Below are 24,531 nucleotides of genomic sequence, written 5' to 3'. Positions count from 1 at the left end.
TGTTCCGTTGAAAAGTTGAAAGTCTTTCAGGCGCGGTGTTCGCGCCACAGGCCGAGTGCCTGCTGCACCGGGCGGTCTGAATAGCTGAAGAGCACGGTGTCCGGGCCGGCGCGGAACTGGTGGCTGTGCCAGGAGGGCACCACCATCACGTCGTTTTCATCGAGGCGGACGGTCTTGCCTTCAATGCTCGCTTCGGCGTGGCCGCTGAGGCACACGTACACCGTGCCATCGGTGCAGCGGTAGGGCCGTGTCTCAAAGCCTGCGGGAAGCAGCTGGGAGAACGCCGCCATCGTCGGCATGGGCGAGCGGCCGGTGGCCGGGTTGACGTAACGCTGCTTGTGGCCGAAGTGCGCGTCAGGTTCGCTGCCAGCGGCGATGGCTTTCAACGATGCCAGCGTGCGCTCCCAGGGATAGACAAACACTTTGGTCGGCTCGGCGGGCTGCTGGTAAAAATCGACCGGCACCATGTTGGCGCCATAGCGCGCCAGCGCATCGCCTTCCGGCCGGACGACGGCCTGGTAGTTGCTGTCGCTTTTCTCGGCAAATCCCGCATCGAGGAAGCGCACGATGGGAATGTCCAGTCCGTCGAGCCACACCACCGGCTGGTCACCCGGGTTGCCGTGGTCGTGCCAGGTCCAGGCCGGTGTGATGATGAAGTCGCCGCGGCGCATGGTCGTGCGTTCGCCATCGACCGCCGTGTAGGCGCCTTCACCGTCCAGCACCAGCCGCAGCGCGGACTGGGTGTGGCGGTGCGCCGGCGCCACTTCCCCCGGCATGATGAGCTGCAGGCCGGCATACAGCGACTGTGTGATGCAGGATTGGCCGCGCAGCCCGGGGTTTTCCAGAATCAGCACGCGGCGTTCAGCCTCAGCCGCGCTGATCAGCGTGCCCGCTTCCATGACCCGTTGGCGCACGTCGGCGTATTTCCACAGATGCGCGACCGCCGGCGACTTCGGCGAGTGCGGCACCAGCGCGCCCAGCACTTCCCATAAGGGCGTCATGTTGTCGACGCCGATGCGGTCGTAATAGGCTTTGCGGCTCAGCTGGGAATCAAGGTCGGTATTTCTGCTGTTCATGGGGGTTCCTGTTGTTCGGTCTGATCGGTCTGGTCGCTCAAGTGCCGCTGGCATAAAACGCATCGGCATAGATTTGTTCGGGCAGCACGCCCATCTGGCGCACCAGCAGGCTGGTGGCCTCAACCATGGGGGGCGCACCGCAGAGATAGGCACGGAAGCCCTCAAGCCCCGGCCAGTCCTGGGCGATGGCTTCGGTGACCAGGCCGGTGCGGCAGCCGGGCGCCTGGCCGGACGCAAGCACGAGGTGCACCTTCAGTTGCGGATGCTGGCGCTGAAGCTCCGCCAGCCACTCGCGGCCATAGACGTCGCGTTCGGAACGAACGCCGAAATACAGGTGGATGCTGTTGCGCATGCCTTCGGCAATGACGCCGCGGATGATGGACAGAATCGGCGCCAGGCCTGTACCGCCGGCCACGCAGAGCATCGGCCCTTCATGCTTGCGGCGCAGGTAGGCCGAACCCAGCGGACCGCTGACGCGCACCGCGTCGCCGACCTTCAGCGTATTGGCGATGTAGCCCGTAACACGGCCCTCGGCGACCAGGCGCACGTGGAACTCCAGCTCGCCGTCGGCGCACAGGCCCGCCATGGAATAAGGCCGGATGTGCTCGGGCGTGAACTGAAGCTGGGCGTACTGCCCTGGTGAGAACTCGATGGGCTTGGCCGGTTTCAGCCGCAGGCGTTTGATGTCGTGGGTCTGGTCTTCCACCGCAACGACGGTGGCCTTGACGATTTTTGCCGTATGGACAACGACCTCGTCAGGCTCGGGGATCTCGACAATGCAGGATTCCGTCAGAAAGGTCTGGCAGGCCAATACGTACGGGTCGCCATCCGCCACCGGCCGCTGCGCTGCCCCGCCCGAGGCGAGCGCTTGCCCTTCGACGAGCTTGCAGCGGCAGGTGCCGCAACGCCCGGCCAGGCAGCTGTAGGACACCGGCACGTCGTTGGCGCGCAGGGCGTCCAGCAAGTTCACCCCTGCGCTAACGCTCAGCGTACGCTGGAGAGGGCGGACAAAAATTTCCATCGTGATTGATCTGGTGTGTCTCGTGGGCAGCGGCAATCAGGACCAGCAGCTGCAATGAGGGCATGATCAGAGACCCACCAAAATCAGTCAATACAATGGCGTTAATGTTCTATATCATTTGAATCAATAATCAGTACCACTACCACCAGGGGCCGCAAATGGAACTCAAGGACATAGACCTGAACCTGCTGGTGATCTTTAACCAGCTGCTGACCGAAAGAAAAGTCTCCAAGGTGGCAGAGAACCTCGGCCTGGGACAGCCCGCCGTCAGCAACGCCCTGGCGCGCCTGCGCAAGCTGTTTGGGGATGAACTTTTTCTGCGCACGTCGAGCGGCATGCAGCCCACGCCCTTTGCGGACCAGTTGGCCGAATCGATAGGTTATGCGCTGGGCATGATCCACGGCGCGATCAACGTCAAGAATTCATTCGACCCCGCCAGCAGCAAACGGAGCTTTACCGTCGGGATGACCGACATCGGTGAAATCTACTTCCTGCCGCTCTTGATGGAAAAGATCCAGAAAGTGGCGCCCGGGATTTCCATCAGCACGGTGCGCAATACCACCGTCAACCTCAAAGATGCCATGGAGGCAGGACACGTCGATCTGGCGATCGGGCTGTTACCCCAATTGAAGGCCGGATTCTTCCAGCAGCGCCTGTTCTCTCAACAATACGTTTGTGTGTTTCGCAAAAACCATGCACTGGACAAGCGAAAGATTTCTCCAGCGGATTTTTTTGCAAGCGATCACGTCGTGATTGCGTCCGCGGGAACCGGACACGGGAAAGTCGACGAAATTCTGGACAGCGGTTCACAAAAAAGACGCATACGCCTCACGGTTCCCCATTTCGTCGCGATTGGCCATATTCTTCAATCGACCGACATGGCGGCCACAGTGCCCGAACGCCTGGCGGAAAAAATGGCGACGCCATTCAATCTCAGATACGTCAACCATCCCGTCAAGTTGCCACAAATCGCCATCAATCTTTTTTGGCACGCCAAGTACCACAAGGACCCGGCAAACCAGTGGCTCAGATCACTTGTCTTCGAGACGCATTCGGACCGTTGATCCGCGAAATGCGTGCTCCGCCAAGCCTCGCAGTGCGCTTGCGCGCACCGTGACCGTCATTCGACAGTCACGCTCTTTGCAAGAGTGCGAGGGGAGAGGCTTGTGTGGCCGCGTAACTTCGCTGCGCGAAGTGAGCGTCCACCAAACCCCGCAGTGCGCTTGTTCCGTGGGAATAACCTCTGTCGGGCTTTCACCCAGGAGAGCATGAGTTGCGGAAAGTTCTAAGAGGCTGTCGAAAGCCCGTCGAAGCTAGCGCAAATATTACTGCCGCGGAATAGCGTCTGTCGGGACTTGTAACACGCAGCGCATCCATATCCTGGGCAGGTACAACTCGAGACATCTGGTTGTAAGCCCCTGAGCACGGCGGCAGTTGTGAACCCGCCTTGCGCCTACTCCCCGCACAGGCCCTTTTCCACCATGTGCACCAGACGCTCGCCGATCTGCTGCATCTGCGGGCCGAGGATCGGGCCCAGCGGCCCGTCTACGACCAACATGGCCAGCCCATGCACCGCCGACCAGGCCAGGAATTCGGCGCCGGGACGGCGCTCTGGCGGCAACACGCCGGCACTCACAAGCTTGTCGAGCGCGGCGCCCAGCAGTTCAAAGGGGTCGAGGCCGCTTTGCCCTTTGCGCTCAGTGTTCGCCGGCGCGCCCTGGGCTCCTTCTTTCAGGTCATCCGAGACGCCAAACGCCGTGCGGAACAGCCCGCTCTCCGCCTGCGCAAAACGCAGGTAGCTGGTACCAACCGCGCGGAGGTTGGCGCGGGCAAGTTCGGCGGGCGGCAAATCCTGCGGTATCGCAGCGAGCTCGACCTCCATGGCACGGGCCATGGCCGCGAGCGCGACGGAGCGAACCGCATAGAGCAAAGCCTGGCGGCTGCCGAAATGCCGATACGCCGCATTGGGTGCCACGCCCGCGCGCCGGGTGGCTTCGCGCAGCACAACGGCTTCAGGCCCGCCGGCGCGGGCCAGCTCCACGCCCGCATCCAGCAGGGCACGCCGCAGGTCGCCGTGGCGGTAGGTGCTGCGGGGCGGCGATGCCGTGGGCGCGCTCGGCATTGCTTGTTACCTAACTGCTACCGTGGATTCCTGGGGCTGCCAACCGCCTCCGAGTGCTTTAAACGCCGCAACCGCGGCGCGTGCGGATTCGGTTTGCGCCTGCGCTCGCGCATCGGAGGCGCGCAGCAGGTTTTCGTCGGCCTGCAGGACTTCGATCAGGCTCAGGACCCCTTTTTGATACGCCGCAAACGAAGCTGCTCGTGCGCGGCCGAGAGAGTCCACCCCTTGCGCAAGTACAGCGGCCTGCTCCTCGCGCTTGACCAGACCCGAAAAGGCGTTTTCCACGTCCTCGGTTGCTCGCAGCACGGCAAGCCGATACGCAGCCAGCATCTCTGCTTCTTGTCCCTTGGCCAGGTCGATCTGAGCGTTGATGCGGCCAAAATCAAACAGACGCCAGCGCAGGCCCAGCACACCTGCGGCTTGACCGGCGCCGCTGGTGAACAGGTTGCCAGCGGACACGGACGTAGCACTACCGATCAGACCGCTCAGGGAAAACTTGGGGTAATACTCTGCGATGGAAGCGCCTATGCGCGCATTTGAAGCCGCGAGGCGGCGCTCCGCTGCAATCAAATCTGGCCGGCGCCTGAGCAACTCACCCGGCGCCCCTGTGGCAGCAAGTGCGGGAGCATCCGGGATGGCAGCAGGCTCGGACAGTTCAGCCCGGAATGTGCCGGGTGTTGCTCCGACCATCACATCCAGTGCATTCATGGCAGCGGCAAGCCCCGCTTCCAGGACGGGCACCGAAGACCGGACCTCTGCGAGTGCGCCTTCTGCCTGGTGAACCTGAAGTTCGGCAGCCAGGCCCTTGCCATGGAGGAGGTTAAGAATTGAGAGCAGTTCCTGCTGGGTTTGAACTTGCCGCCGCGCAATGGCCAGACGAGCTTGTAGCCCTCGGATACCGATATAGATGTCGGCAGTCTGCGCCGCTATGGCGAGTCGTGTGGCGGATGCGCCAGCCTCGGTGGCCTGGAAGTCGGCAAGCGCCGCTTCGCGTCCACGACGCAGACCACCAAAGATGTCGAGTTCCCAGCTCGCGCCAAGATTGGTTTCGTAAGCATTACCAAGGCGATTGAAATTGGGCGTGGAGTTCAGGACCCGGCCGAGTGGTGTTTCAACCGACTGATAGGCCCTGGCGGCCTGGCCGTTGATGTTTCCTGATGGCAGCAATGCGGCATTTGCCGCGCCCACTCCCGCACGCGCCTGCGCAACGCGAGCGACCGCCTGCGCGAGGTCGAGGTTCTGCTCCAGCGCTAGCGTGATGAATCGGGTCAGTTTTGGGTCGCCAAAACCGCTCCACCAGGTGACCAGATCGGCATTCGCAGCGGTTTGCCGCCGGTCTACTGCGGCCTTGCCCATAAACTGATTTGGCATGGGCGTCTCCGGGCGGACGTAGTCGGGACCGACCGCGCAGCCTGCCGTCAGGCTGGCAACCAGCGCCATGGAAATCGCGGATTTGAGCAACATAGGGTCTTCTCCCGGGTCTAAAAACTAACAAAGTATAGTGACTATATTACATTATGGTCACTTGTTGTAGTTTTTTTTGCTTGGCGTTAAGCTAGGGCAATGAGCAAAGCATCCACCTACCCCGTTTCGGAACGCGGTCCAGTCGATCACGACGTGCGAGATCAAATCGTCGCCGCCGCGGCCGAACACTTCAGCCGGTATGGCTACGAAAAGACCACCGTTTCGGACCTGGCCAAAGCCATCGGCTTTTCCAAGGCATACATCTACAAGTTCTTCGCATCCAAGCAGGCCATTGGCGAGATGATTTGCGCGTCCTGCCTGCAGCAGATCGAAAACGAGGTGAGGCAAGCGATTAGTGAAACCGACGCCCCGCCCGAGAAGTTACGGCGAATGTTCAAGACGATTACCGAGGCCAGCCTTCGCCTGTTCTCCATGGATCGCAAGCTCTATGAGATTGCCACGTCTGCGGCCACAGAGCGCTGGCAAACCGTGCTGACCTACGAGGAGCACATCCAGAAAATACTTCAGGAGATCTTGCAGGAAGGCCGGCAAACGGGGGATTTCGAACGGAAGACGCCGATCGATGAGGCCGCCCTGGCCATTTATCTGGTGATGCGGCCCTACATAAACCCGTTGCTCCTACCCCACAGTATTGCGTTTACGGATGAGGCACCCGTCCTGTTGTCTGGATTGGCGCTCCGCAGCTTGTCTCCTTGAATTTATGTGACTCTTGACTATTTTGGTCACTAGTACCAAAATTGGAATTCCAATTAATTCGTTATGGAATTCCCATGGTCCGTCACCTTCTTTTCTCCGCCGGCATCGCCGGGCTGTCCTTTGCGCTAGTCGCCTGCGGCGAAAAGGCGCCGTCTGACCCGCGCACCGAGGCCTTGCTGGTTCGCGAGGCCCCAGTTCAAGCCGCAGGCTCCGGGTTACGCAACTTCACCGGCACCGTCTCTGCCCGGGTGCAAAGCGATCTGGGCTTTCGCGTCTCCGGCAAGGTGATTGAACGGCTTGTCGATGCGGGACAAACGGTCCGGCGCGGGCAAACGCTCATGCGCATCGACCCGGTCGACCTGAAACTCGCGGCGCACGCCCAGCTGGAAGCAGTTGGCGCGGCCCGGGCGCGGGCACTGCAGACGGCCGAAGATGAAGCCCGCTACCGCGATCTGCGCGGAACCGGCGCGATAGCGGCTTCGGCCTACGACCAGGTCAAGGCTGCGGCGGACGCCGCCAAAGCCCAGCTCAACGCAAGCGAGGCCCAGGCCGAAGTTGCCCGCAACGCGAGCCGTTATGCGGAATTGGTGGCGGATGCCGACGGCGTCGTCACGGAGACGCTGGCCGAGCCCGGCCAGGTTGTCAACCCCGGGCAGGCTGTGATTCGCGTCGCCCATGCCGGACGCCGCGAGGCCGTCATCCAGTTGCCGGAAACACTCCGGCCCACTCTGGGATCGGCCGGCCAAGCCACGCTGTTCGGCAAAGAAGGCGTGAGCGTTCCGGCAAAGCTCCGCTTGCTCTCGGATTCTGCAGACCGCCTGACCCGCACCTTCGAAGCACGGTATGTGCTGGAGGGCGAACTGGCCAACGCGCCCATAGGCGCCACAGTCACTATTCAGATCCCAGACGGCCGTTCCGCGCAAGGCGGTTTGCAGGTGCCGATTGGCGCCCTCTTCGACGCAGGCAAGGGGCCGGGGGTGTGGGTCATCAGCGGTGAACCGGCCAAGGTTTCCTGGAAGCCGGTCGAGGTGCAGCGCCTGGATGACGAAGGCGCGCGCATCACCGGCCAACTCAAGCAGGGCGATCGCATCGTGGCGCTCGGTGCGCATCTGCTGCGCGAAGGCCAGCCAATCCGTGTGGCAGCGCAAGGCGCGGTTCCCGCGAAAAAGCCATGAGTGAAGGCCGCTTCAACCTCTCGGCGCTCGCTGTGCGCGAGCGCTCCATCACCCTGTTCCTGATCTGCCTGATCTCTCTGGCCGGTCTCGTTTCCTTCTTCAAACTGGGGCGGGCAGAAGACCCCTCGTTCACCATCAAGGTGATGACCATCATCACCGCCTGGCCTGGGGCCACGCCGCAGGAAATGCAAAACCAGGTCACCGAAAAGCTCGAAAAGCGCTTGCAGGAACTGCGCTGGTATGACCGCACCGAGACCTTCACCAGGCCGGGCCTGGCCTTCACAACCCTGACCCTGCTCGACAGCACCCCCCCCGCGGAGGTGGAAAAGGAGTTCTACCAGGCCCGCAAGAAGATCAGCGACGAGGCCGGCAACCTCCCGCCTGGCGTGATCGGGCCGATGGTCAATGACGAATACTCGGATGTCACCTTTGCCCTGTACGCGCTCAAGGCCAAGGGCGAATCACAGCGCTTGCTGGTACGTGACGCGGAAACGCTGCGCCAGCGGCTGCTGCATGTGCCCGGCGTGAAGAAGGTCAACATCGTCGGCGAGCAGCCCGAGCGTGTCTATGTCGAGTTCTCCCATGAACGCCTGGCAACGCTGGGCGTCAGCCCGCAAGACGTGTTCGCGGCGCTGAATGGCCAGAATGCCCTGACGCCGGCTGGCTCTGTCGAAACCAAGGGACCGCAGGTGTTCATCCGCCTGGACGGCTCCTTTGATGCGCTGCAAAAGATTCGCGACACGCCGGTCACGGCGCAAGGCCGCACCTTGAAGCTGTCGGACGTTGCCACCGTCAAGCGCGGCTACGAAGATCCTGCGACTTTCCTGGTCCGCAACGGTGGTGAACCGGCCCTGCTGCTGGGCGTCGTCATGCGAGACGGCTGGAACGGACTCGATCTGGGCAAGGCACTGGACGGCGAAGTGGGCGCGATCAACGCCGAGCAGCCGCTGGGCCTGGGTCTGACCAAGGTCACGGACCAGGCCGTCAACATCAGTTCGTCGGTCGACGAATTCATGGTCAAGTTTTTTGCCGCGCTGCTGGTGGTCATGGTGGTGTGTTTCGTGAGCATGGGCTGGCGCGTCGGTGTGGTTGTCGCCGCGGCCGTGCCGTTGACGCTGGCGGCTGTCTTCATGGTGATGCTTGCCACCGGCAAGAATTTCGACCGCATCACGCTGGGCTCGCTGATTCTGGCGCTGGGCCTGCTGGTGGATGACGCCATCATCGCCATCGAAATGATGGTGGTGAAGATGGAAGAGGGCTACAGCCGCACCGCAGCCTCCGCCTACGCATGGAGCCATACCGCGGCACCCATGCTCTCGGGCACGCTGGTCACGGCCGTCGGCTTTATGCCCAACGGCTTTGCACCATCCACCGCGGGCGAATACACGAGCAATATGTTCTGGATCGTCGGCATCGCGTTGATCGCGTCCTGGGTGGTCGCCGTGGTCTTTACCCCCTATCTGGGCGTCAAGCTGCTGCCCGACCTTAAAAAGGTGGAAGGCGGGCATGACGCGATGTACAACACGCCACGCTATAACCGCTTCCGCCAGGTGCTTACGCGCGTCATCGCACGCAAGTGGCTGGTTGCAGGTTCAGTGATCGGGCTTTTTGTCATCTCCGTGCTCGGCATGGCAGTGGTCAAAAAGCAGTTCTTCCCGATCTCCGACCGGCCTGAAGTGCTGGTCGAGGTGCAGATGCCCTATGGCACGTCGATCTCGCAGACCAGTACCGCCACGGCGAAGGTAGAGGCCTGGTTGGCCAAACAGGAAGAAGCCAGGATCGTCACCGCCTACATCGGCCAGGGCGCGCCGCGCTTCTTCTTTTCGGTGGGGCCTGAGCTTCCCGATCCATCGTTTGCCAAGATCGTGGTCCGCACAGACAGCCAGGACGAGCGCGACGCATTGAAAAACCGGCTGCGCCAGGCAATCGCCGACGGCCTGGCCCCGGAGGCCCGCGTACGCGTCACCCAGCTGGTATTCGGCCCGTATTCGCCGTTCCCGGTGGCCTACCGTGTCACTGGCCCGGACCCGGAAAAGCTGCGCGATATTGCAGCCGAAGTACAGCAGGTCATGACAGCCAGCCCGATGATGCGAACGGTGAACTCCGACTGGGGCACCCGTACACCCACTCTGCACTTCAACTTGCAGCAAGACCGGCTGCAGGCGGTCGGGTTGACCTCCAGCGCCGTGGCGCAGCAACTGCAATTCCTGTTGACCGGCGTGCCGGTGACTGCGGTGCGCGAAGACATTCGGACGGTGCAAGTGGTCGTCCGGTCAGCTGGCACTATCCGGCTCGACCCGGCAAGAATCGGCGACTTCACGCTGGCCGGAGCCAACGGCCAACGCATTCCGCTGTCACAGATCGGCCAGGTGGAGGTGCGCATGGAAGAACCCGTCATACGCCGACGCGACCGCATGCCAACGATTACGGTGCGAGGCGATATTGCCGATGGCTTGCAGCCGCCGGACGTGTCGGCAAGCATTACCCGCCAGCTCCGCCCCATCATGGACAAGCTGCCAGGCGGCTATCGCATCGACGAGGCCGGCTCCATTGAAGAATCAGGCAAGGCGACGAAAGCCATGCTGCCGCTCTTTCCGATCATGCTGGCGATCACCTTGCTGATCATCATCTTGCAAGTGCGTTCGATCTCCGCGATGGTGATGGTCTTCCTGACCAGTCCATTAGGGCTGATTGGCGTGGTACCTACGCTGCTGCTGTTCCAGCAGCCGTTCGGCATCAATGCGCTGGTGGGGTTGATTGCGCTGTCCGGTATTTTGATGCGCAACACGCTGATTCTGATCGGGCAAATTCATCACAACGAACAGGCGGGGCTGGATCCGTTCCGGGCCGTCGTGGAGGCGACCGTGCAGCGCGCCCGGCCTGTGATCCTGACTGCGCTGGCGGCAATCTTTGCGTTCATGCCGCTGACCCATTCGGTGTTCTGGGGAACCCTTGCCTACACCCTGATCGGCGGCACCCTGGCGGGAACGATCATGACGCTTGTGTTCCTGCCTGCCATGTATTCCATCTGGTTCAAGATCCGCCCGGCAACGCTGGCTGATCCGCGCTGATGCTCTTCCTCAACATTAACCGGCGCGGTGGGCTACAAACCCATCGACCGAACGGATTCGAAGTTTGTCAGTGTGCGCCGTGATTACGGCCACCTGAATTTTTTCTCAACACAGGAGCATGGAATGGACATACTGCAAAAGCAGCACCCAAGTCCCGTAGCAGTCATTACTGGAGCATCGGGCGGTATCGGAGAGGCGACCGCACGGGCGCTGGCACAGGCCGGATACCGTGTGTTCGGCACCTCTCGCAAGGCGCCGACTCGACCAACCCCGGGCGTGGAACATGTGGCTTGTGACGTGACCAGCGATGACTCGGTCGGGGCCGCGATCGCGGAGGTCCTCGCGAAAGCCGGGCGCATCGACTTGCTGGTCAACAATGCCGGGGTCGGCCTTATTGGCGCGGCTGAGGAATCATCGATCGAACAGGCGAAAGCACTCTTCGATGTCAACCTGTTCGGCGTCATTCGAACCGTCAAGGCCGTCCTCCCGGTGATGCGCCGGCAGCGGTCGGGCCGCATCGTCAATATCAGCTCCGTGCAGGGATTTATCCCGGCCCCCTACTTCGCTCTGTATGGGGCGAGCAAGCACGCTTTGGAAGGCTACTCGGAATCGCTGGACCACGAGGTTCGGGACTTTGGCGTCAGGGTGGTGCTCGTGGAACCCGCCTACACGCGCACATCGTTCGAAAGCAATTTGATCCGGGCCGATCAGCCGTTGGGCGATTACGCGTCCGCGCGTTCGAATGCGGAAACCGTGACGCGCGAGGTGATGCTGACCGCCGACTCGCCGGAGGTGGTCGCAAAGGCTGTTTTGAAAGCGGCTACCACGGCGAAGCCGGGCAGCCGGTACACCGCGGGCGGCTTCGCCAGACAAGTGAGCCTGCTGCGTCGTTTCGTGCCGCGGTCCGCGTTCGACAAGAGCTTGCGCAAGCAACTGCGCTTGCCCGTCTAGACCGAGGTGTCCGGTGATGAGCAAACGTACGTGTTAGAGGCGACGGTCACAGACTTTGCCAAGTTGCGGGGAAGAGGGTTTGTGTGGCCGCGTAACTTCGCTGCGCGAAGTGAGCGTCCACCAAGCCTCGCAGTGCGCTACGCGCACCGTGACCGTCATTCGACGGTCACGCTCTTTGCAAGATTGCGAGGCTTGTCCACATCCGTCCCCCGCGCCACAGCGGTGTGATACGCCAGCAACTGCAGCGGCACCACATGCAGCAGCGGGCTGAGCGCGCCGTAGTGTTCGGGCATGCGGATCACGTGCAGGCCTTCGCCGCTTTCGATGTGGCTGTCTGCGTCGGCCAGCACGTAGAGGACGCCGCCGCGGGCGCGGACTTCCTGCATATTGCTTTTGAGTTTTTCGAGCAGGGTGTCGTTGGGGGCCACCGTCACCACGGGCATCTCGCTGGTGACCAGGGCCAGGGGGCCGTGTTTGAGTTCACCGGCCGGGTAGGCCTCGGCGTGGATGTAGCTGATTTCCTTGAGCTTGAGCGCGCCTTCGAGGGCGATGGGGTAGTGCAGGCCGCGGCCCAGGAAGAGCGCGTTTTCCATTTTGGCGAAGTCCTCGGCCCAGCTGATGACTTGCGGCTCCAGGGCCAGCACGGCTTGCAGGGCGGCGGGCAGGTGGCGCATGGCTTTGAGGTGGCCGGCTTCTTCTTCCTCGCTGAGCTTGCCTTTGCTTTGGGCCAGGGCCAGCGTGAGCAAAAAGAGGCCCGCGAGCTGGGTGGTGAAGGCTTTGGTGGAGGCGACGCCGATCTCGACGCCGGCGCGTGTGATGTAGGCGAGCTTGCATTCGCGCACCATGGCCGAGGTGGATACGTTGCAGATGGTCAAAGTCTGCGTCATGCCCAGGCTTTGCGCGTGGCGCAGCGCGGCCAGGGTGTCGGCGGTCTCGCCGCTCTGGGTGATGGTGACGACCAGGGTCTTGGGGTTGGGCACCGAGGTGCGGTAGCGGTATTCGCTGGCGACTTCGACCTGGGTGGGGATGCCGGCGATGGATTCAAGCCAGTACTTGGCGGCGCAGCCGCTGTAGTAGCTGGTGCCGCAGGCCAGGATGAGGACGGAATCGATGTCCTTGAAGACGCGGAAAGCCTGGTCGCCGAAGAGCTCGGGCACTATGCCTTCCACGCCTTCGAGCGTGTCGGCAATCGCGCGCGGCTGCTCAAAAATTTCTTTTTGCATGTAGTGGCGGTAGGGGCCGAGCTCGGCGGCACCGCTGTGGGCCTGCACGGTCTTGACTTCGCGCTGCGCGGGCTTGCCGTCCTTGCCGACGATCCAGTATTTGCCGAGCTGGATGTCGACCATGTCGCCCTCTTCGAGGTAGACGATCTGGTCGGTCACGCCGGCCAGGGCCATGGCGTCGCTGGCCAGGAAGTTCTCGCTCTTGTCCTTGCCCACGCCCAGGATCAGCGGCGAGCCGGCGCGCGCGCCGACGACGCGGTGTGGTTCGTCCTTGCAGAAGGCGGCAATTGCATACGCGCCGTGCAGTTGCGCGACGGTGGCCTTGAGGGCTTCGAACAAATCGCCGTCATACAGGCTGTCCATCAGGTGGACGATGACTTCGGTGTCGGTCTGGCTTTCAAAGGCATAACCCTTGGCCTTCAGGCCGGTGCGCAGCTCTTCGTAGTTTTCGATGATGCCGTTGTGCACCAGCGCGACCTTGCCGGGTTTGGTTTGTGATGCGGCGCCGCTGCCGTGGCTGAAGTGCGGGTGGGCGTTGTGCACCTCGGGCGCGCCGTGGGTGGCCCAGCGGGTGTGGGCAATGCCGGTGCCGCCTTCGAGTTTGTCGGCGCTCACTTGCTCCTGCAGTTCGGCGACGCGTGAGGTGCTGCGCGCGCGCTTGAGGCCGTCGGCATAAACGGCGACGCCGCAGGAGTCATAACCGCGGTATTCGAGGCGCTGCAAACCCTGCACCAGGATGGGAACGATATTTCGGGTCGAAACGGAAGCAACAATGCCGCACATGAGGGTCTCCTGAAGAACGATGTGTGGATGCTACGTGCTTGAGATTTTGTTATGTGATTGATTTTTATCTATTTATGGAATTTAATTTCATATTTCTTTACTGATTGAATTTAATTCCATTTAAAGTTCAATGATGGAACAAATAACACTCGATGAGACAGACCTCAAGCTGCTGGACAGCCTGCAAACCGACGCCTCGCTGAGCAACCAGGCCCTGGCCGAGCGGGTGCATATCTCGCCGCCCACCTGCTTGCGCCGCGTCAAGCGCCTGCGCGATGCCGGGCTGGTGGAGCGCGATGTGGCGCTGCTCAATGTCGACAAGCTGGCTGCGATCACGGGCCACGGACTCACAGCACTCGTGGAAATCACACTGGAGCGGCAAGGCGCCGAGCAGCAAGAGGCCTTTGAGGCGCGCGTGGTGCTGGACGAGGCCGTGCAGCAGTGCTACCGCGTCTCGCCGGGTCCGGACTTCATGCTGGTGGTGCACGTGGCCGACATGCCGCGCTACCTCGCGCTGGCGCAGCGGCTGTTTACCAGCGATGCGAATGTGCGCAATGTGAAGGCCTTCTTCAGCACCCGGCGCGCGAAGTTTGCGCCGCGGGTGTTGCTGGCGCCTTAAGCCGTAGTGCCCTGCTGCTTCGCCAGCGCCTTGGGATTGAGCGCGGGCTCGCCGACCTTGACCAGGGTATTGCGGTCGGTGTGGTCAAAGGGCTGGTCGCGGCCCTCTATCTGCAGCACCGTGGTCTGGAAGTAGGACCAGCTGCCGTCGGCATTGAGCGTGACGGCAATGCGCCAGGCCAGCGTGGTGAAGGCGTGTTCGATAAAGGGGTTGGAGACGATGCCATTGGTCAGGCTGCCGCGCTCGGAGACCAGCTCGAACTGCGTCGCATCGGCGGCGACCTTGCCGCTGGCCATGGCCACTTGGCCGCGCGGAATCGCGAGCGTGTGATACACGGTGCTGGTGGCCGGCTCCCACAGCCAGTAGCCGACCTGGTCGTGGTAAGTCTTGGTAAAGCCGGGCTTGTGGATGAAGGTGTGATACCGCAGGCCGTAGAGCGCCTGCGGGCCGTTGGTTTGCGCGTCTATCGGGTGCAGTTCGTAGCGCTCTATATACGCTTGCGTCTTGGTGCCTGTGGCCACGGGTTTGACGTCGGCGCCGCGCGCGCCCTCCCAGATGCCGGCCATGGCGCGCAGCGGACCCAGGTTGGCCAGGGTGTCGGGGTCGACCTCGGGTTCGGTGTAGATGTCTTTGGGGAAGGTGTCGTTACTCATCGTGAATGTCCGGGCAAGGTCAGGCGGTCTTTTTGGTTTGTTTGAGCAGGCCCCAGGCCATGCCGGCCAGGGCCAGCACGCCCAGCAGCAGGATGCCCCAGAGCACCAGGCTGCGCGTGGGCAGGCCCTCGGCTGGCGGCGCGGCGGCCACCAGCGGGCCGGCGAGTACTGCGCCGCCGCTGGCCTCGGCCTTGGACACATCGGCCCGCGCCAGGGGCAGCGTGTTTTCCTGCGAGGGCTGGTAGTTCGGGATCAGGCTGGCCATGGGCAGGAAAGCGCCCGCGGCACCGGCCGGGCCCGCCAGCCCGGCGGCCAGCGTGAACGGGCCCTGGCCGCTGGCCAGGAACACGACTTGCGCGGGCTCGAACTGCAGGCTGATCTCGGGCGCGGCGGCAAAGCCCGGCGTCTTGGCGTCGGCTTCTATCTTCACTTCGCGCACCGAGGCGCCTCCTATCTCCACCGGGCCGCTGGCCTGCTCCTTGCCGGCCGTGCCCAGGCGATACACCACCATGGTGGCCAGCAGGGCCCAGGGCTGCTCGCGGTTATTGCGGCCCAGCACGCGGATCGGCACCAGCACATTGCTGCCCTGCGGCGTGATTTTGAGCGCGGCCACCGGCGTGGCAAAGGGCAGCGTAAACGCCAGCTCGTGCGCGTTGGTGAGTGCGGGTGCGGCCATGCTCGCGCTGACGCGCTGGCGCACGGCGGTGCTTTGCGAGGTGAGCAGCGTGGCGCCGCGCACGGTGACGGCGGCGGTGCCCCAGCTGATGCGCAGGTAGTGGTCCTTGAGCTCGGCCATGGCCAGGTCCAGGCGAGAGTCGCCCAGGCTGGCCGCGGAGGCCGAGGCATCGGCGCGGTAGAGCACGGTGCCGGCCAGCGAACGCCAGCTTTTGAGGTCCTTGCTGGCCTGCACATTGAAGCTGACGGGCTGGCCGACAGGCAGGTCGGCGTCCAGCGTCATGCCGGCCGCGGGCTCGCTGAGCTTGCGTACATCGATCAGCGCGCCCAGCACTTTTTGCGGCCCGGCCGCGGCGGTGGTGGTACCGCCCGTGTTCAGTTGCACCACACGTTTGCCCTGGCGCTCTTCGATGCGCAGCGACAGGCCTTCCAGCCCGGCAGCGGCAGCGGACTCCGCGCCCAGGATAGGATAGGCGGGCAGCTTGACGCTGTGCTCCTGCGTGGAGGTCTGCGTCGGGACGCTGGCCAGCGCCATGGGCACGGGCTGGCCGGCGGCGTTGAAAAGGCGCAGGTCGGCATAAGCCGCGTTTTGCAGCCGCACCAGCGCCTCGGCCGGCAACAACAGGCGCTGCAGCGGGGCGTCGGCCGGCGCGACGGGAATGCGGATGGCATAGGACTTTGCGTTGCCGGCGTCGGACGGATCGGCCGCCAGCAGCGGCATGGCCAGCCCCGCCGAGCAGGTGAGCGCCAGCAGGCGGGCGTATGGGTATGTCTTCATGGCAGGGCCTCTTCTTTCATATCTTGGGCATCCGGCGCCGCGACCGGCTGCGCCTTGGGCGGCAGCGGCGCGAAGTAGCCGACCACCAGCATCAGCACACCGACCACGATGAAAGCGATGATGCGTTCAGCGCCGCCGGCGTTGGACAAATCAATGAGCAGCAGCTTGAGCACCACCAGGCCCAGCAGGCCCGCGCCCACCAGCCACAGCGGCCGCTGCACGCGGCGGTGCGCCAGCACCATCAGGGTCAGCGCCAGCAGGGTCCACAAAATCGCATAGCCCGTCTGCACCACAAAACTTTCGAACAGCGCGTCGGCATCCCAGCGCACGCCGAAGAAGTGGTGGGCGACGCGCAGCCAGACGGTGTTGACCGCGATGAACACCAGCAGGGCCAGGGCCACCAGCGCATTGCGGCCCGTGGCCCAGCCCGCGCCGGCCGGCGGCGGCGCGGCCGTGACCAGCACGCGGCGCCAGAACACCAGCGCACCCAGCGCGAGCGCCAGCGTGAGGTCGGTGGGGTTGAGCAGCGGGATGTAAGGCAGGGGCGCGGTGTGGCCCGAGGAGTGCACGGCAGCAAGCAGCGTGCCCCAGAAGACCAGCACCACCAGCGGCAGGGCCGCCAGCCAGTAGTAGGCCTGCGCATGCGGATTGAGCGGCCAGGCGAAGCCCTGGCGCTGCGCCTGCCGGTTGGCCTTGCCGGCCCAGGTGGCCAGCAGCATGAGCACCGCGATGGCGCTGACCAGCAGCACCACGCCGGCCCAGGAGGTGCGCCAGAGTTCGGCCTTGCCTATGCCCGACCACAGGCAATCGGCCAGCAGCACCGTGACCAGCCAGGCGCCGGCCGCATGCAGAAAGCCGAAAGGCGATGCGCGGCCCTCGCCGCCGGGCGAGATGGGGGCCTGCGCCAGGCGGTCGGTCTGCCGCAGCATCCAGTAGTGCAGCACCAGCACCACCGGCCAGACGGCCCAGGCCGGCGTGGCCAGCACGCGGTAGCCTTCGCCGGTCTGCGCCAGGTAGCCCAGCGCCAGCACGGCGACGCTGACGCGCGCGGGCCAGGTCGCGACCGGCCATTGTTTTTTGAGGCCCAGCAGCATGGACAGGGCCGCGCTGGCGACCACGGCCAGCATCATGAGCAGGCCGGTGGTGCGCTCGCTGAAAACGTGCAGGGGCATGGCGTCGGCTTCCAGCGCCGGCACGCGGCGGGCAATCTCAAGCAGCCAGCCCAGGCACCAGAAGAAAAAGCCGTAGAGGTAGACGGGCACGCTGAGCTGTGCCTCCACACCCGCATAGCCCTTGGCCCAGGATGACTCGCTGTGCGGTAAGGGCTTGCGCAGCCACCAGGCCAGCTGCAGCGCGGGCAAGGCAATCAGCATCGCGCCTATAAAAGCCGGGTTGCCGAAAGGAATGGCGTACACATGGTGGCCCAGGCCGCCGGCCGCGCCATCGAGCCCGCCGAGGAAGGCCATGGCCGCGACGCCCTGCAGCAGCAGGCCGAAGGCGCGCGCCATCCAGCGCGCCTGGCGCATGCCGACCCAGAAGGCGCCCGCGCCCTCGAGTGCCCAGACGGCCGAGGTCCATTGGGCATCGAGCGCCAGCGGCACGGCCAGCGTGGCAAAGCCCACGCCCACGGCGATGAAACATTCAATCAGCAGGCGGTAGCCGGCCAGCGCGCGCCGCGCCAGCAGCATGGCCGCCAGCAGGTACAGCGCGGCAAAGCCCAGCGCCGAGAAGGCCGTGCCCAGCTCCATGCCGCGCACCAGCCCGGCCTGCAGGCCGAAGCCCGCCAGCGGCGTGCCGAACACCAGCATGGTGTCGACCGCGTTGCCCAGGCGGGTCGGCGTGTTGCGCGCATACAGGATGGCGGTGAACAGGTAGATCAATACAAAGCCGATGAGAAAGGGCTGCGCGCTGGCGTAGTGCGCGGGCGCGTACTTGAGCACACCCCAGGCCGTGGCCACGCCGAAGGTGGCGACAAAGCCGACCACGTTGAGGACGCGCCAGGAGCGCTTGTAGGCGATGAACAGGATGGCCAGGTTGAGCACCGTGTAGTAGCTGAAGAGGCCCACATGGCTGCCCTGCCCGGTCGACAGCAGCAGCGGCGCGGCAAAGCCGCCGGCAAAGGCCGCCACCGCGAGCGCGCGCGAATCCTGCAGCAGCGCCAGCGCGCAGCTCAGGCCGCAGACGATGATCATCAGCGCGAACGCCGGCAGCGGCTCCAGCAGGCCGTAGAGGCGGAAAGCCGCGAAGACGGTGAGGTACATCACCGCCACGCCGGCGCCCTGCAGCGCGAGCGCGAAGCCGGGCTTGTCGTGGCGCTTGCGAAAGCCCACGGCCAGCAGCGCGATGGCCGCCGCGCCTATGGCCGCCAGGCGCAGCTCCACCGGGAACAGCCCGGCCGAGGCGGCATAACGCGCGAGGAATGACAGGCCTATGAACAGGATGACCAGGCCCACGCGAACAATGGTGTTGCCGCCCAGGAACCAGTTTTTGGCGGCGAGCAGGGCCAGTTCCACAGCGTTGGGTTCGGCCGGTTTGTAGGCGGGCCGTGCAGCGATGGTGGGGACGGCGGGCGCTGCGGCGGCTTGCGCGCGCGGCAAGCCATTGGGGGCGAGGTCCGGCGCCTGTGCTGCTTCGTTGTCGGCGGCGCTGGCCGGTGGCGGGGGAACGGGAACAGGCTGCGGCACCGAGGCCGCCGGTGCGTGGGCTTCTTCAATACTCGGGGGCACGGCCGAAGCCTGGCGCGCAGCGGGTGCGGCCGGCTGCGGCGCTTTTTTCCAGGCGGCGTGCACTTCGGCCCGCACGGCCCAGCGCAGCGACAGGCCGGCAAAAAAGCCGAGGAAAGCGCCCAGGAAAACGCCGGCATCGCCATAACCCGGCCAGAACCAGCCCAGGATGGCGCCCCACACAATGCTCCAGATGATCATGGCCCAACCCCTCCCCTTTTATGGATGGGGCTGATAGTACTTGATGGGGTCGGCGCGCCTCAGACGCCGACCGGGGCGTCGCGAAGGGCCCGGGCTTTGCCGGCAGGGGCCGGCTTGGGCCCGGCCTGTGCACGTGCCCGCTCGCGCGCGGTCTCCCAGAAGGCCCGCGCCAGCGGCGAGAGTTTGGCCACGTCCAGGCAGGCCAGGCCCACGGTGCGCGGCTGCGCGGGCAGCAGCGGCCGGTAGACCACACCCTCGGGCGCATCGGGCAGCGCCAGGCGCGCGGCGACCGAGACCGCCAGGCCCCGCTGCACAAACTGCAGGATGGAGATGATCTGGGTGAAGTGGTAAAGCACCTTGGGCAGGGTGATGTTTTTCTGCAGGATGGGCACGATGACCGGGCCGCAGCCGGCTTCGGTCAGTACAAAGTCCAGGCCGTTGAGCGCGCTGACGGGCACGGCCGGGTGCGCGGCCAGCGCATGGCCGGCGGGCAGGATGGCGACAAACTCGTCCTGCACCAGCGGCAGCACTTCAAAACGCTCGTCGGGCACCACAACAAAACCCAGCTCCACGCGCTTTTGCAGCAGCCACTCGTCAATGACCTCATCGCTTTCCTCCTCGATGCGCACCTGCGCGCCGGGGTGGGCCTGCTTGAAGGCGGCCAGCAGCGGCGGCAGCAGGTTGACGGTGGAGGTCGGGCCGAAAGAGCCTATGCGCAGCGTGCCGGTCTTGAGTTCTTTTGCGTCGCCCAGCTCCTGCGCCATGGTGGCGGCCAGGGCCGTCATCTCGCGGGCGCGCAGCAGCAGGCGCTCGCCGGCGTCGGTCATGGACACGCCGGAGGCATCGCGCAGCGCCAGCTTGACGCCGAATTCGGTCTCCAGCGCACGCAGCGCATGGCTGACGGCCGACTGGGTGGTGCCCAGGCGCATGGCCGCGCGCGAGAAGCTGCGGCATTCGTCCAGGGTGATGAGTACTTCGAGTTGGGCCAGGGTCATGGTGTTTCAAAAATACAAGACGGTGTGCGGGATAAAAAAGAAGATCAGAACCAGCTACGGACACTCAACAAGGACTCAACAAAGACTCAACGAGAGTCAACAAGACAAAGGTGGATGCCGTAGATGCACAGGCTCGAAGATGAGTAAATGCTCATTTGATAGTGAGCAATTTAACAATTAATCTCATACATCAATTTACCCGATTCGCCGCTTTCCACCAAATACCCACCCCCAGTACCCGCTTCCCCACCCATGACCACCGCCTCCCCCTCCGCCACCCTGCCCACCGCTTCCACCGCACCGGCTTCGCCCACACTCGCAAACGGCAAGCTCTGGAGCCTGTATTTGCGCCTGACCTGCGTGCCGATTCTCTGGGGCGGCACCTTTATCGCAGGGCGCGTGATCTCGGCCCACCTGCCGCCGGCCACCGCGGGTTTTATCCGCTTTGTGTTCGCCACCCTGGCCTTGCTGGCGACGCTGCATTTCACCGAAGGCCTGCGCGCCATCACGCGCATCACGCGGCGCCAGCTGCTGGGCACCATGGCGCTGGGTGCAACCGGCATCTTTGCCTACAACCTGCTGTTCTTCACCGCGCTGTCGGTGCTGCCGGCCGGGCGCACCTCGCTGATCATTGCGCTCAATCCGGTGGTCACCTTGCTGATTGCCGCCGCGTTGTTGGGCGACCGGCTCTCGGCCACGCGCTGGCTGGGCGTGGCCCTGGCGCTGCTGGGCGTGTGGGTGGTGGTGACGCGCGGCGACCTCTCGCAACTCGTGCAGTCGCTGGGCAAGGGCGAACTCGCGATGTTCGGCGCCGTCTGCGCCTGGGCCGTCTACACCCTGGTCGGCCGCAAGCTGCTGCAAGGCCTGTCGCCGGTGCTGGCCACGCTGTGGGCGGCGATCTGGGGCACGCTGTTTTTAGGCCTGCTGGCCCTGCGTGACATCCACCAGGTGCACGCCGCATCGTTCACACCGGAAGTCTGGGCCGGCCTGGCTTTTCTCGGCGTGCTCGGCACGGCCGTGGCTTTTGTCTGGTACTACGAAGGCCTGCGGCAGTTGGGTGCTGCACGCACGGTGGTGTTCAACAACCTGGTGCCGGTGTTTGGGGTGTTGTTGGGGTGGCTCATTCTCGGTGAGCCCCTGAGCGTCAGCCTGCTGGCTGGTGGGGGGTTGGCGATTTTTGGGGTGTTTTTGGTGAATCGCGTGAAGTAGGGTTTGCCGAGTCTTGCTTCGGCGAGCGCGCTCTTCCCCCTCTTCCTCTCTTCCCTCTTCTTAGTTCTGCTGGCCGGGTCTCGCCCCGGCGGGCGACCTACTTTCTTTTGCTTCGCCAAAAGAAAAGTAGGCAAAGAAAAGGCGACCCGCAGTCTGGGTCCCTCCGCTTCGCTGCGGGCAACCTGCGGTGCTCGAGTCAAGCGGGGTCTCGCTCGAACTCGCTACGCTGCGCTTCGCTCAGACAATCGCGAGCCCTGATCCGCTTGCCTCTGCGCTCCTCGGCCCAGCCAGGACGGGGCAATCGGGAACCGAATACCGAAATACCAAGAAGACAAATACAAACAAGGACACGCCATGGCGTGTCCTTGTTTCTTCAGGTATTCGGGATTTTGTCTTCGGCTGTTTGGTATTTCTGTCTCCACCCCCTTGTGGATGCGCCGAGGAGCGCAGGGCCAGACGGATCAGGGCAAAAACTTGTTTGAGCGAAGCGAGTTGTTTTTGACCCCGTCTGGACCGAACACCGCAGGTTGCCCCGTAGCGCAGCGAAGGGGACGCAGCAACCAGGGTCGCCTTTCTTTTGCTTACTTTTCTTTGGCGAAGCAAAGAAAAGTGAGTTGCCGCCGGGCAACCCCGGCCAGCAAGCCCCAGCAGGGGAAGCACCAGCCGGGACAGGCCCGGCCAATGCAGCGAGCCAGAGGGGAAAGGGGAATCTACCCCTTAACAACCTTGGCGGGCCGCGACCAATTCGGCAAACTGACCTGCTTGCCCCGCGCCACGCTGAGCGCACCAGCAGGCGTGCTCTTCGTAATGGTAGACCCGCCCCCCACAGTGCCGCCCGCGCCTATGGTCACAGGCGCCACCAGCACACAATTGCTGCCGATGTGCACATCGGCCTCGATCACCGTGCGATGCTTGTTGGCGCCGTCGTAATTGGCGGTGATGCTGCCGGCGCCGTAGTTGACGCGTTCGCCGACGGTGGCGTCGCCCAGGTAGGCCAGGTGGTTGGCCTTGGCGCCCTTGGCCAGGGTGGAGTTCTTCACTTCCACAAAATTGCCGATGTGGACTTCCGCGCCCAGCTGCGCGCCGGGGCGCAGGCGTGCGAAGGGGCCTATGAGTGCGCCCTCGCCGACCTGCACGCCCAGCTTTTCGCCGTCGATGTGGGTGAAGGGGTGGATCACGGCGCCGGCGGCGATGCTGCAGTTGGCGATCACGCAGTTCGCGCCTATGCGCACGCCCACGCCCAGGCTGACCTTGCCTTCAAAGATGCAGTTCACGTCGATCTCGACGTCCTGGCCGCAGCTGAGCGTGCCGCGCACGTCCAGGCGCGCCGGGTCGGCCAGGCGCACGCCCTGCTCCATCAGGGCCACGGCCAGCCGGCCTTGGTAAACACGTTCGAGTTCGGCCAGTTGCACCGGGCTGTTGACGCCGGCCACCTGGGCCGCATCGGTGATCTGGTGGGCCACCACGGCCACACCGTCGGCCACGGCGAACTTCACGATGTCGGTGAGGTAGTACTCGCCCTGGGCATTCTTGTTGTCCAGCCGGGCCAGCCAGGCGCGCAGGAGGCGCGTGGGCACGGCCATGATGCCGCTGTAGATTTCACGGATCTCGCGCTGGGCGGTGCTGGCGTCCTTGTGCTCGACGATGGCGCGCACCTGCGCCGAGGCCTCGGGGCCGGCGCGCACGATGCGCCCGTAACCCGTGGGGTCGGCCATGCTGAGCGTGAGCAGCGCCAGGCGCTGGGCGTCGCACTGGGCGATCAGGGCCTGCAAGGTGGCGGCCTCGGTCAGCGGCACGTCGCCCGACAGCACCAGCGTGACGCCGTCGTCGGCCAGCAGGGGCAGGGCCTGCTGCACCGCGTGGCCGGTGCCCAGCTGCGGCTCCTGGCGCGCGAACTGCAGCGCCACGGGGGTGCCGGCGGAGGGGCCAAAACGGCCGCAGGCGGCCTCAACCTCGGCCGCGCCGTGGCCGGTGATGACCACCGCCTGGCGCGCCGACACGGAGGCGGCGCATTCGATGACATGCGCCAGCAGGGCTTTCCCGCCCAAACGGTGCAGGACTTTGGGTAAGCTGCTCTTCATCCGCGTGCCTTTGCCCGCGGCCATGATGACGACATCGATTGGGGTTGCTGCCATGAAATTTCCTCTGGATCTTGGGGTGGAGACGCGCTCCCGGGCCGCCGGAGCGGGCACGGGGCGCTGCACAAGGATTATCGGCGGGCTGGCGGTGCTGGCGCTGGCCGGGCTGCTGCAAAGCTGCAGCCTCATGAAAATCGCCTACAACCAGGCGCCCGAACTGGTCTACTGGCAGCTGGACCGCCATTTCGACTTCACCGACGCGCAAAGCCTGCAGGTCAAGGCCGACCTGGACAAACTGCAGTCCTGGCACCGGCAGACACAGCTGCCCGGCTATATCGAGGCGCTGCAAAAACTGCAGAAACAAATGCCTTCGGACATGGACGCCGCGGCAGCCTGCGCGATTTACACCGACGTGCGCGGCAAGCTGGTGCTGCTGTCGCGCCAGGCGGAGCCGCCCATGGCGACCCTGGTGGGCTCGCTGCAGGCCGGCCAATTGAAAAACCTGGAACGCCGCTTCGCCAAGGGCAATGAGGAATACCGCGAGGACTTCCTGGAGGCCTCGCCCAAGGCCCAGCGCGACAAGCGCTACAAGGAGGCGGTCAAGCGCGCCGAAATGCTTTACGGCCGGCTCGAGAAAAAACAGCTGGCCGTGATCGAGCGGCGCATAGACGCCTCGCACTTCGACGCCCCGCGCAGCTATGCGGAAAAAATCCGGCGCCAGCAGGACGCCCTGCACACACTGCACCCGCTGGTGGCGGGCCAGGCCACACCCGAAAAAGCCCAGGCCGCGGTGCGCGGGCTGTTCGAGCGCACCCTGAACTCGCCCGATGCGGCTTACCGCGACTATATGGAGAAGCTCACGCAGGACGCCTGCGCCACGCTCGCCGAGCTGCACAACAGCACCACGCCGGCGCAGCGTCACAAGGCGGTGGAGACGCTGCACCGCTACGAGCAGGACTTCAGGACGCTGAACGCGCAAAAGTCCTGAGCCGGCGCC

General features: G+C 64.4%; 18 protein-coding genes. 8 read left to right on the top strand and 10 right to left on the bottom strand.

The annotated features are described in order from the left end of the window. Nucleotides 1-26 precede the first annotated feature (26 nt). Nucleotides 27-1,076, bottom strand: a complete 1,050-nt coding sequence (gene gtdA / locus AC1D09_RS20880) for a gentisate 1,2-dioxygenase (RefSeq protein ID WP_477701214.1) — start codon at nucleotides 1,074-1,076, stop codon at nucleotides 27-29. A 37-nt stretch (nucleotides 1,077-1,113) separates the two neighbouring features. Then, nucleotides 1,114-2,097 (bottom strand): 2Fe-2S iron-sulfur cluster-binding protein, encoded by a 984-nt coding sequence (locus AC1D09_RS20875; protein WP_477662817.1) that lies wholly within the window; start codon nucleotides 2,095-2,097, stop codon nucleotides 1,114-1,116. 158 nt (nucleotides 2,098-2,255) lie between these two features. Between AC1D09_RS20875 and AC1D09_RS20870 the strand changes: the two genes are divergently transcribed. After that, the gene (locus AC1D09_RS20870) at nucleotides 2,256-3,161 is read left to right on the top strand and encodes a LysR family transcriptional regulator (RefSeq protein WP_477662818.1); all 906 of its coding nucleotides are present in this window, start codon (nucleotides 2,256-2,258) and stop codon (nucleotides 3,159-3,161) included. Between the two features lie 389 nt (nucleotides 3,162-3,550). On the opposite strand, the gene AC1D09_RS20865 is transcribed toward AC1D09_RS20870, so the two are convergent. Both AC1D09_RS20865 and AC1D09_RS20860 read right to left on the bottom strand, forming a co-directional pair. Next, the gene (locus AC1D09_RS20865; protein WP_477662819.1) at nucleotides 3,551-4,219 is read right to left on the bottom strand and encodes a TetR/AcrR family transcriptional regulator; all 669 of its coding nucleotides are present in this window, start codon (nucleotides 4,217-4,219) and stop codon (nucleotides 3,551-3,553) included. Between the two features lie 6 nt (nucleotides 4,220-4,225). After that, a complete protein-coding gene (locus AC1D09_RS20860) occupies nucleotides 4,226-5,683 on the bottom strand; it encodes an efflux transporter outer membrane subunit (RefSeq protein ID WP_477662820.1) in 1,458 nt (485 codons plus the stop codon). A 99-nt stretch (nucleotides 5,684-5,782) separates the two neighbouring features. On the opposite strand from AC1D09_RS20860, the gene AC1D09_RS20855 reads away from it, so the two are divergent. From AC1D09_RS20855 to AC1D09_RS20840, 4 genes are all read left to right on the top strand, one after another. Continuing rightward, complete coding sequence (locus AC1D09_RS20855) at nucleotides 5,783-6,400, top strand: TetR/AcrR family transcriptional regulator (protein ID WP_477662821.1); 618 nt, start codon at nucleotides 5,783-5,785, stop codon at nucleotides 6,398-6,400. 74 nt (nucleotides 6,401-6,474) lie between these two features. Beyond that, complete coding sequence (locus tag AC1D09_RS20850; protein WP_477662822.1) at nucleotides 6,475-7,575, top strand: efflux RND transporter periplasmic adaptor subunit; 1,101 nt, start codon at nucleotides 6,475-6,477, stop codon at nucleotides 7,573-7,575. After that, entirely contained in the window at nucleotides 7,572-10,646 is a 3,075-nt protein-coding gene (locus tag AC1D09_RS20845) for an efflux RND transporter permease subunit (protein WP_477701213.1), read from the top strand. The genes AC1D09_RS20850 and AC1D09_RS20845 overlap by 4 nt, the downstream gene beginning before the upstream one ends. 123 nt (nucleotides 10,647-10,769) lie before the next feature. Beyond that, complete coding sequence (locus AC1D09_RS20840; protein ID WP_477662824.1) at nucleotides 10,770-11,597, top strand: oxidoreductase; 828 nt, start codon at nucleotides 10,770-10,772, stop codon at nucleotides 11,595-11,597. Between the two features lie 155 nt (nucleotides 11,598-11,752). On the opposite strand, the gene glmS is transcribed toward AC1D09_RS20840, so the two are convergent. After that, on the bottom strand, nucleotides 11,753-13,603 hold the full coding sequence (glmS, locus tag AC1D09_RS20835) for a glutamine--fructose-6-phosphate transaminase (isomerizing) (protein ID WP_477701212.1): 1,851 nt from the start codon (nucleotides 13,601-13,603) through the stop codon (nucleotides 11,753-11,755). Nucleotides 13,604-13,736: 133 nt separating this feature from the next. Here glmS and AC1D09_RS20830 point away from each other — a divergent pair, with 133 nt between their 5' ends. Next, on the top strand, nucleotides 13,737-14,222 hold the full coding sequence (locus tag AC1D09_RS20830; RefSeq protein ID WP_477662826.1) for an Lrp/AsnC family transcriptional regulator: 486 nt from the start codon (nucleotides 13,737-13,739) through the stop codon (nucleotides 14,220-14,222). On the opposite strand, the gene AC1D09_RS20825 is transcribed toward AC1D09_RS20830, so the two are convergent. From AC1D09_RS20825 to AC1D09_RS20810, 4 genes are read right to left on the bottom strand one after another with little or no spacing between them, the layout of a single operon-like run. Next, complete coding sequence (locus AC1D09_RS20825; RefSeq protein WP_477662827.1) at nucleotides 14,219-14,875, bottom strand: FABP family protein; 657 nt, start codon at nucleotides 14,873-14,875, stop codon at nucleotides 14,219-14,221. The two genes, AC1D09_RS20830 and AC1D09_RS20825, sit on opposite strands and share 4 nt — an antisense overlap. A gap of 19 nt (nucleotides 14,876-14,894) precedes the next feature. Continuing rightward, on the bottom strand, nucleotides 14,895-16,328 hold the full coding sequence (locus tag AC1D09_RS20820; RefSeq protein WP_477662828.1) for a DUF3999 family protein: 1,434 nt from the start codon (nucleotides 16,326-16,328) through the stop codon (nucleotides 14,895-14,897). Further along, nucleotides 16,325-19,252, bottom strand: a complete 2,928-nt coding sequence (locus tag AC1D09_RS20815; RefSeq protein ID WP_477662829.1) for a DUF2339 domain-containing protein — start codon at nucleotides 19,250-19,252, stop codon at nucleotides 16,325-16,327. The genes AC1D09_RS20820 and AC1D09_RS20815 overlap by 4 nt, the downstream gene beginning before the upstream one ends. A gap of 59 nt (nucleotides 19,253-19,311) precedes the next feature. Further along, a complete protein-coding gene (locus AC1D09_RS20810; protein ID WP_477662830.1) occupies nucleotides 19,312-20,247 on the bottom strand; it encodes a LysR family transcriptional regulator in 936 nt (311 codons plus the stop codon). Nucleotides 20,248-20,499: 252 nt separating this feature from the next. Between AC1D09_RS20810 and AC1D09_RS20805 the strand changes: the two genes are divergently transcribed. Continuing rightward, on the top strand, nucleotides 20,500-21,456 hold the full coding sequence (locus tag AC1D09_RS20805) for a DMT family transporter (RefSeq protein WP_477662831.1): 957 nt from the start codon (nucleotides 20,500-20,502) through the stop codon (nucleotides 21,454-21,456). Nucleotides 21,457-22,166: 710 nt separating this feature from the next. Here the strand turns inward: AC1D09_RS20805 and glmU are convergent. Further along, entirely contained in the window at nucleotides 22,167-23,591 is a 1,425-nt protein-coding gene (gene glmU, locus AC1D09_RS20800) for a bifunctional UDP-N-acetylglucosamine diphosphorylase/glucosamine-1-phosphate N-acetyltransferase GlmU (RefSeq protein WP_477662832.1), read from the bottom strand. Here glmU and AC1D09_RS20795 point away from each other — a divergent pair. Further along, nucleotides 23,590-24,522, top strand: a complete 933-nt coding sequence (locus AC1D09_RS20795) for a DUF6279 family lipoprotein (protein WP_477662833.1) — start codon at nucleotides 23,590-23,592, stop codon at nucleotides 24,520-24,522. The two genes, glmU and AC1D09_RS20795, sit on opposite strands and share 2 nt — an antisense overlap. Nucleotides 24,523-24,531 lie beyond the last annotated feature (9 nt).

The organism is Polaromonas sp. P1_A2 (assembly GCF_056406895.1).
Note: the sequence above shows the minus strand (reverse complement) of the source record. Positions and strands in the feature narration are given on the sequence as shown.

Excerpts from the sequence above, each read along its gene's own strand:
- gtdA (WP_477701214.1), bottom strand. The coding sequence starts at position 1,076 with ATGAACAGCAGAAATACCGACCTTGATTCCCAGCTGAGCCGCAAAGCC.
- AC1D09_RS20875 (WP_477662817.1), bottom strand. The coding sequence starts at position 2,097 with ATGGAAATTTTTGTCCGCCCTCTCCAGCGTACGCTGAGCGTTAGCGCA.
- AC1D09_RS20870 (WP_477662818.1), top strand. The coding sequence starts at position 2,256 with ATGGAACTCAAGGACATAGACCTGAACCTGCTGGTGATCTTTAACCAG.
- AC1D09_RS20865 (WP_477662819.1), bottom strand. The coding sequence starts at position 4,219 with ATGCCGAGCGCGCCCACGGCATCGCCGCCCCGCAGCACCTACCGCCAC.
- AC1D09_RS20860 (WP_477662820.1), bottom strand. The coding sequence starts at position 5,683 with ATGTTGCTCAAATCCGCGATTTCCATGGCGCTGGTTGCCAGCCTGACG.
- AC1D09_RS20855 (WP_477662821.1), top strand. The coding sequence starts at position 5,783 with ATGAGCAAAGCATCCACCTACCCCGTTTCGGAACGCGGTCCAGTCGAT.
- AC1D09_RS20850 (WP_477662822.1), top strand. The coding sequence starts at position 6,475 with ATGGTCCGTCACCTTCTTTTCTCCGCCGGCATCGCCGGGCTGTCCTTT.
- AC1D09_RS20845 (WP_477701213.1), top strand. The coding sequence starts at position 7,572 with ATGAGTGAAGGCCGCTTCAACCTCTCGGCGCTCGCTGTGCGCGAGCGC.
- AC1D09_RS20840 (WP_477662824.1), top strand. The coding sequence starts at position 10,770 with ATGGACATACTGCAAAAGCAGCACCCAAGTCCCGTAGCAGTCATTACT.
- glmS (WP_477701212.1), bottom strand. The coding sequence starts at position 13,603 with ATGTGCGGCATTGTTGCTTCCGTTTCGACCCGAAATATCGTTCCCATC.
- AC1D09_RS20830 (WP_477662826.1), top strand. The coding sequence starts at position 13,737 with ATGGAACAAATAACACTCGATGAGACAGACCTCAAGCTGCTGGACAGC.
- AC1D09_RS20825 (WP_477662827.1), bottom strand. The coding sequence starts at position 14,875 with ATGAGTAACGACACCTTCCCCAAAGACATCTACACCGAACCCGAGGTC.
- AC1D09_RS20820 (WP_477662828.1), bottom strand. The coding sequence starts at position 16,328 with ATGAAGACATACCCATACGCCCGCCTGCTGGCGCTCACCTGCTCGGCG.
- AC1D09_RS20815 (WP_477662829.1), bottom strand. The coding sequence starts at position 19,252 with ATGATCATCTGGAGCATTGTGTGGGGCGCCATCCTGGGCTGGTTCTGG.
- AC1D09_RS20810 (WP_477662830.1), bottom strand. The coding sequence starts at position 20,247 with ATGACCCTGGCCCAACTCGAAGTACTCATCACCCTGGACGAATGCCGC.
- AC1D09_RS20805 (WP_477662831.1), top strand. The coding sequence starts at position 20,500 with ATGACCACCGCCTCCCCCTCCGCCACCCTGCCCACCGCTTCCACCGCA.
- AC1D09_RS20795 (WP_477662833.1), top strand. The coding sequence starts at position 23,590 with ATGAAATTTCCTCTGGATCTTGGGGTGGAGACGCGCTCCCGGGCCGCC.
- glmU (WP_477662832.1), bottom strand. The coding sequence starts at position 23,591 with ATGGCAGCAACCCCAATCGATGTCGTCATCATGGCCGCGGGCAAAGGC.